Genomic DNA, 6356 nt, shown 5'->3' with positions numbered 1-6356 from the left:
ATTTGAAAAAAAACTACTAAATTTAAATCAAGCTATAAGCTAAATACCTAAAATACTTGAATATGAATCAAGTATAAGTGACACAAAACGGTCAACGTCATTCAGGCATTCACAATTTATAATCCATAATTTATAATCCATAATTTAATTTGTGCGTTTACTTTTCCTACTCATCTTCTTTCCTTTCCTTCAAATCCATGCACAAGCATTGATCAGTCAAGCTGATTTGCACTATTTGAAAGAATTGACCCAAGCGGTAATTGATAGTTCAAGGATATTACCAAATCAACGAATTTCAACTGATTTTGGGCCTAATCAAACTGGAGGGACATTAATTAGACCAGGAGGAAGATCATCTTATCCAGCTTTTTGGACTCGGGATTATGCGATGTCAGTGGGTACAGGAATGATTACTTTGGAAGAGCAAAAACACATGCTTTTATTGACTGCTTCTACCCAAAATGATGAAATTAAGAAAACAGTACATGGTTCAATCATTCCCCAAGGGGCCATTGCAGATCATATTCGGATTGATGACGCAAAGCCCATTTATTTTCCTGGAACCTATTCATTTGAAAATCAAGGTGAAATTCGATGGGGGCATCAGCCTCCTTTGGATGATATGTTATATTTCATTCACATGACTTATGAATATGTCAAGCAAAGCAAAGATCTTAGTATACTTGACCAGCAAATTCGGGGAATCAGTTTATTCAATCGCTTGATTTTAGCGTTGAAGGCTGTTCCAGAGAACCCGAGCAATCAATTAGTTCATGTAGAGGCGTCTAATCGAGGTGTCGATTTTGGTTTTCGGGATGCTATCCATATCACGGGTGATTTGTGCTTCACATCCATATTGAAATATCAGGCCATTTCCCAATTGTCTGAAATGTATCAATGGAAAGGAAATCAAATGGAGCATCAAAAATTAAAGACTTTGGCAAATACCATAAAAAGAAATATTGTTCAAGTTTTTCTTGAGCCCAATGGAATGTTGAAAGCATCCACAAGTATGAGTGCACAGGCAGATGTATGGAGTACAGCATGGGCCGTATATACAGGAGTGTTATCTAAGGATAAAGCTATTCAAGCTTCTCAAAGAATATGTCAATCTTATCAAAATAAGACTTTGGCTTACCGCGGGGCTGTTCGGCATGTCATTAGAACCGATGACTTTAATGATAAAACAGCCTGGGAGGGAAGTTTAGTGAAAAAAGATACCTATCAAAATGGAGCTTATTGGTCCACTGCAACTGGATGGGTTGCCTTTACAATGGCGCTGACACAGCCTACTTTGGCACAACAGCTCATTCAGGAGTTTATAGCAGATCTTAGAACAGGTGATTTTAGACAAGGAAGGGGCTTTGGAGCGCCCTGGGAATGTTTTACAGAAAGAGATCAGCAGAATCCTGTGTACATGACTTCTGTATCTATTCCTTATCAAGTACTTCTAAATTCTACTATTAGTGGTAAGAAGCCTACAATTCATCGTAGGATTAAAAATAGTTTAAATTGAATTGTTCAAATGCAAAATTGTTATAGCTTTGAAGATTGAATTGCTATACAGGATTTATCAATTCGAATGACCTTTAAAATTAGACCTATGAAACTAAAAAAATCCGATGCTTCCAGAAGGGAGTTTATTAAGTCTGCCAGTTTAGCCTCTGCTGGTTTTATGATTGTTCCCCGCCACGTTTTAGGTGGAAAAGGCTTCACAGCACCCAGTGATAAAATTGTAGTTGCCGGTATTGGAGTAGGAGGAAAAGGAAAATCAGATTTACGTTATTTTGCGCAAAGTGGTAAAGCAGATATCGGATTTCTATGTGATGTGGATGATCGTCAGGCAAAAGACTCAGTAGAAGCATATCCAAAAGCTAAATATTACAAAGATTGGCGTGTGATGTTGGAGAAGGAATCAAAAAGCTTTGATGCTGTTTCCGTTTCTACCCCAGATCATAACCACGCAATTCAGGCTATGGCCGCCATGCAATTAGGTAAACACGTGTATGTGCAAAAACCAATGACGCATGATATTTACGAAGCTAGAGCCTTAACTCAGGCTGCTAAAAAATACAAAGTAGTTACCCAAATGGGAAATCAAGGTTCTTCAGGTGACGGTGTTCGTCAGTTAGTAGAATGGTTTGATGCCGGTATCATTGGTGATGTGCATACAGTACAAATCTGGACAAACCGTCCTATTTGGCCACAAGGTATCCCATGGCCAAGCAATAAGCCTGCTGTTCCACAAGGATTGGATTGGGACTTATGGTTAGGAACGGCTCCATACAAAGATTATGTAGATAACTTAATCCCAGGAAGCTGGAGAGGCTGGTGGGATTACGGTACAGGTGCATTAGGGGATTTGGGTTGCCATTTAATGGAAGCTCCATTCCGTGTTTTGAATTTGAAATATGCTTCAGATGTACAAGCTTCTGTGAGTAGTGTATTTACCGCTTTTGGTAAGCGTGGATTCTTCCCAGATAGTTGCCCTCCATCAAGTCATGCTACCTTAACTTTCCCTAAAACAGATCGTACTCAAGGTCCTATCACCATGCACTGGATGGATGGTGGTATCAAGCCAGAAAGACCAGAAGAATTAGGACCAGATGAAATGTTTGGAGATGGTAACTCAGGTATCTTGTTTATTGGAACTAAAGGTAAAATGATGGCCAGCGAATATGCGGCAAATCCTCGATTATTGCCTTTATCTAGAAATGAAGAAGTTAAAGTGCCACGTAAATTAGAGCGTGTACCAGGTAGTGCAGATGGTCACTATGCCCAGTGGGTAGAAGGCTGTATCGCAGGATATGGTAAGAAGCAATTGAGTTCACCATTCGAAATGGCTGGTCCTTTGACTGAAGCTATTTTAATGGCGAATTTAGCTATTCGTGTGGCAGATATTCCTGTACCAAGAAAAACAGGAAATGGCATGCATTATCCAGGTTCAAACACGAAGTTGCTTTGGGATAACCAAAACATGCGCGTAACAAATTACGACGCAGCCAATGCCTTTGTCAAGAGAACTTACCGCGAAGGCTGGACATTAGGAAACTAAAACCTAACAAGATGGATCCTGCCTCAGGGTCCATCTTTTTTTTACCCATTCATATTACTTTAGCATCCCCCAACTCTACATAGAACAAAAATATTTAGATCATGTCCTTTAAAATAAAATTCGGGATAGTCGGTATTGTTTTAGCTATCATTGCATTTAGCTCTTTTCAGCCTTCCTCTTCTCCCTATTTACAAATCAAAAAAAACACCAGTATTTCGTTGATTGGTAATAACCTAGGTTCAAGAATGATCAATTTCGATCATTTTGAAACAGAATTACATTTGAGATATCCCGATAGTTTACTGAGTGTCAGAAATCTTTGTGATGGAGGAGATACTCCCGGATTTAGACCACATTCTTCCCGTAATGACCCTTGGGCTTTTCCTGGAGCAGAAAAATTTCAATTGGAATTTGCAAAGAATTCAGGTAGTGAAGGTCATCTGGAAAAGCATGATGTGTGGTTAAGTCGTTTAAAAACAGATATTGTCGTAGCTTTTTTTGGCTATCCTGAATCCACAGAAGGTCAAGCCCGAGTGGAAAATTACAAAGCAGAATTGACGGCCTTTATCAAACATACGCAGCAGCAAAAATACAATGGGTTGAAGGCCCCTCAATTAGCCTTGGTTTCACCCATTGCTTTTGAAGACATAAGTTCATTACGCGATTTACCTAATGGCAAAAAGGAAAACGAGCGTTTAGCTTTGTATACTCAGGCTATGAAAGAAGTAGCCGATCAAAACAATGTATTGTTCATTGATGTTTTTGCCATTTCACAAAAATGGTATGCGGAAAGTCAAGCACCATTAACTATCGACGGGCTTCAATTGAATGATGCTGGCTACCAGCGTTTGTCTTTATATTTAGCAGATCAATTATTTGGAAAAAAATCAAGCGAAATCGAATCTCGTAGAGCCTTGGTTCAGGCAGCAGTTGATGAGAAAAACTGGATGTGGCATAATGATTTTAAAATTCCTAATGGAGTTCACGTTTATGGCCGACGTTATAATCCTTTTGGCCCAGATAATTACCCAGCAGAAATTGAAAAGATTCGCCAAATGACGCAAGTTCGGCAGAATGCTATTTGGCTGGCCGCTCGTGAAGGTAAAGTATTGGATGTTGAAGCGGAAGACAAAAAGACCCGATCTTTGCCCGCAGTAACAACCAATTACAACCCTGAAAAAAATGGAAGTCTTCGCTATTTATATGGCGACGAGGCGCTAAAATCAATTCAGGTTCCAGCTGGCTATAAATTGGAATTGTTCGCTTCTGAAGAACAGTTTCCAAATTTAGCCAAGCCTTCTCAAATGACTTTTGATAATAAAGGCCGACTTTGGGTGGCAGCAATGCCAACATACCCTCATTATAAGCCAGGGGATCCCAAGCCAAATGATAAGCTTTTGATTTATGAAGATACCAATGGAGATGGCAAGGCTGATCGCGAAATCGTTTTTGCAGATCATTTACAATTGCCTGTGGGTTTTGAAATTACACAAGAAGGTGTTTTTGTAAGCCAAGGAACTAATTTGGTACTATTGAAAGATACCAATGGAGATGATAAGGCAGACAGCAAAGAGATCATTTATAGTGGATTTGACGACCATGACTCACACCATGAAATTCATGCTTTTGTTTCAGATGAATCAGGCGCTATTTACATGGGTGAGGGGGTATTCTTACATTCCAATGTAGAAACTCCTTATGGAACTGTTCGTGGAACCAATGGCGGTTTTTATCGTTTTAATCCTACTCGCCGACATCTTGAACGAGTGGCTCAATTATCTATTCCTAATCCTTGGGGAATAGCTTTTGATCGTTGGGGACAGAATTTCTTTGCAGAAACTTCGGGTCCCGATGTTCGTTGGATGATGCCAGGCAGTGTCTTGAGCAGATATGGTGAAGCCAATCATAAATCCTATAATTTAATAGAGGAGGCGCATCGTGTTAGACCGACTTCTGGTTTGGAGTTCATTTCCAGTAGGCATTTTCCAGATGAAGTTCAAGGAGATATGTTGATTAACAATACAATTGGATTTTTAGGTATGAAACAACATCAAATCTGGGATGATGGGACAGGCTATAAGTCGAAACATCGTGTTGATTTGGTTAAAAGTGAGGATCGTAATTTCCGTCCTGTGGATATGGAATTTGCCCCAGATGGATCCTTGTATTTCATCGATTGGCATAATATTTTAATTGGTCACATGCAGCACAATGCTCGTGATCCATTGAGAGATCATACCCATGGTCGTATTTATCGGATTACCTATCCGTCGCGTCCATTGGTAAAACCAGCCAAGGTTTATGGAGCTTCTATCGATGAATTATTGGAGAATTTAAAATTACCAGAGTATCGTACAAGATACAGAACACGTCGAGAATTGAGAGGTAGAAATGTAGCTGAAGTGATTTCAAAAACCAAAGCATGGGTTGCCAAATTAGATAAAAATGATGCTAATTATGAGCATAATGCCTTGGAGGCCCTATGGGTTACTTGGGGAATGAATAAAGTAGATCAAGTATTATTGAACCAATTATTAAAAGCAAAGGATTACCATGTTCGTGCAGCGGCGGTAAGAGCGGTTCGTTATAATGGTCACCAATTACCCAATCAAGCGGCATTATTGAGCCAAGCTGCTCAAGATAAGCATGGACGAGTACGATTAGAAGCTATCGTAGCGGCTTCTTGGATTGGACCAGCAAAAGGTTTACCTATTTTAGCTATTGCCAAATCCAAGCCATTGGATGATTGGATGGTACATACCTATGAGACGGCATTGGCTCATCTAAGTGGCAAAGGTGTAGAGCGTAAAAAAGAGGTATATGGTGCCACGAATTTAAAAGGAGAAGATTTAGCCTCATATACTGCGGGTGGAGCCTTGTTTGGAAAAGAGGGCTATTGTGGTACATGCCATCAATTAGATGGTAAAGGACTTACTGCCTCAGGATTTCCTCCTTTATCGGGTTCAAAATGGGTAACTGGTAACCAAGATAGACTGATCAAATTGGTTTTGAAAGGTTTAATGGGTCCTATGACTGTGAATGGAGTTAAGTATTCAGGACAAGTGCCAATGACCCCTTTTGGTGGACTAATGAATGATAAAGAAGTGGCGGATGTCTTAACCTATATTCGTAATGCCTTTGGAAATAAAGGTTCCGTAGTTACGCCACAAAAGGTAAAAGAAGTTAGAGCCAATATACTAGGTAAAAAAGATTTTTATCAAGTAGATCAGCTTCTTTCTGAACACCCTATGGAAGACTAATATTTTTATAATCACAAGGCAGGCTCTCCATAAGCCTGCTT

General features: G+C 39.6%; 3 protein-coding genes. All 3 read left to right on the top strand.

What is annotated here, in order from left to right; translation table 11 throughout:
* Positions 1 to 151: 151 nt before the first annotated feature.
* Complete coding sequence (locus G9H60_RS11805; protein WP_223144261.1) at positions 152 to 1516, top strand: glucosidase family protein; 1365 nt, start codon at positions 152 to 154, stop codon at positions 1514 to 1516.
* 87 nt (positions 1517 to 1603) lie between these two features.
* Positions 1604 to 3055, top strand: coding sequence for a Gfo/Idh/MocA family protein (locus tag G9H60_RS11800; RefSeq protein WP_223144260.1), 1452 nt, complete (start codon positions 1604 to 1606; stop codon positions 3053 to 3055).
* A gap of 101 nt (positions 3056 to 3156) precedes the next feature.
* Complete coding sequence (locus tag G9H60_RS11795; protein WP_223144259.1) at positions 3157 to 6315, top strand: PVC-type heme-binding CxxCH protein; 3159 nt, start codon at positions 3157 to 3159, stop codon at positions 6313 to 6315.
* Positions 6316 to 6356 lie beyond the last annotated feature (41 nt).

It is taken from the genome of Aquirufa aurantiipilula (assembly GCF_019923745.1).
In the GTDB taxonomy this organism is placed as follows: domain Bacteria; phylum Bacteroidota; class Bacteroidia; order Cytophagales; family Spirosomataceae; genus Aquirufa; species Aquirufa aurantiipilula.
This window is presented reverse-complemented; position numbering and strand designations above follow the sequence as displayed.

Bases quoted from the DNA above. Each gene is read 5' to 3' on its own strand.
- G9H60_RS11800 (WP_223144260.1), top strand. From the start codon at position 1,604: ATGAAACTAAAAAAATCCGATGCTTCCAGAAGGGAGTTTATTAAGTCT.
- G9H60_RS11795 (WP_223144259.1), top strand. From the start codon at position 3,157: ATGTCCTTTAAAATAAAATTCGGGATAGTCGGTATTGTTTTAGCTATC.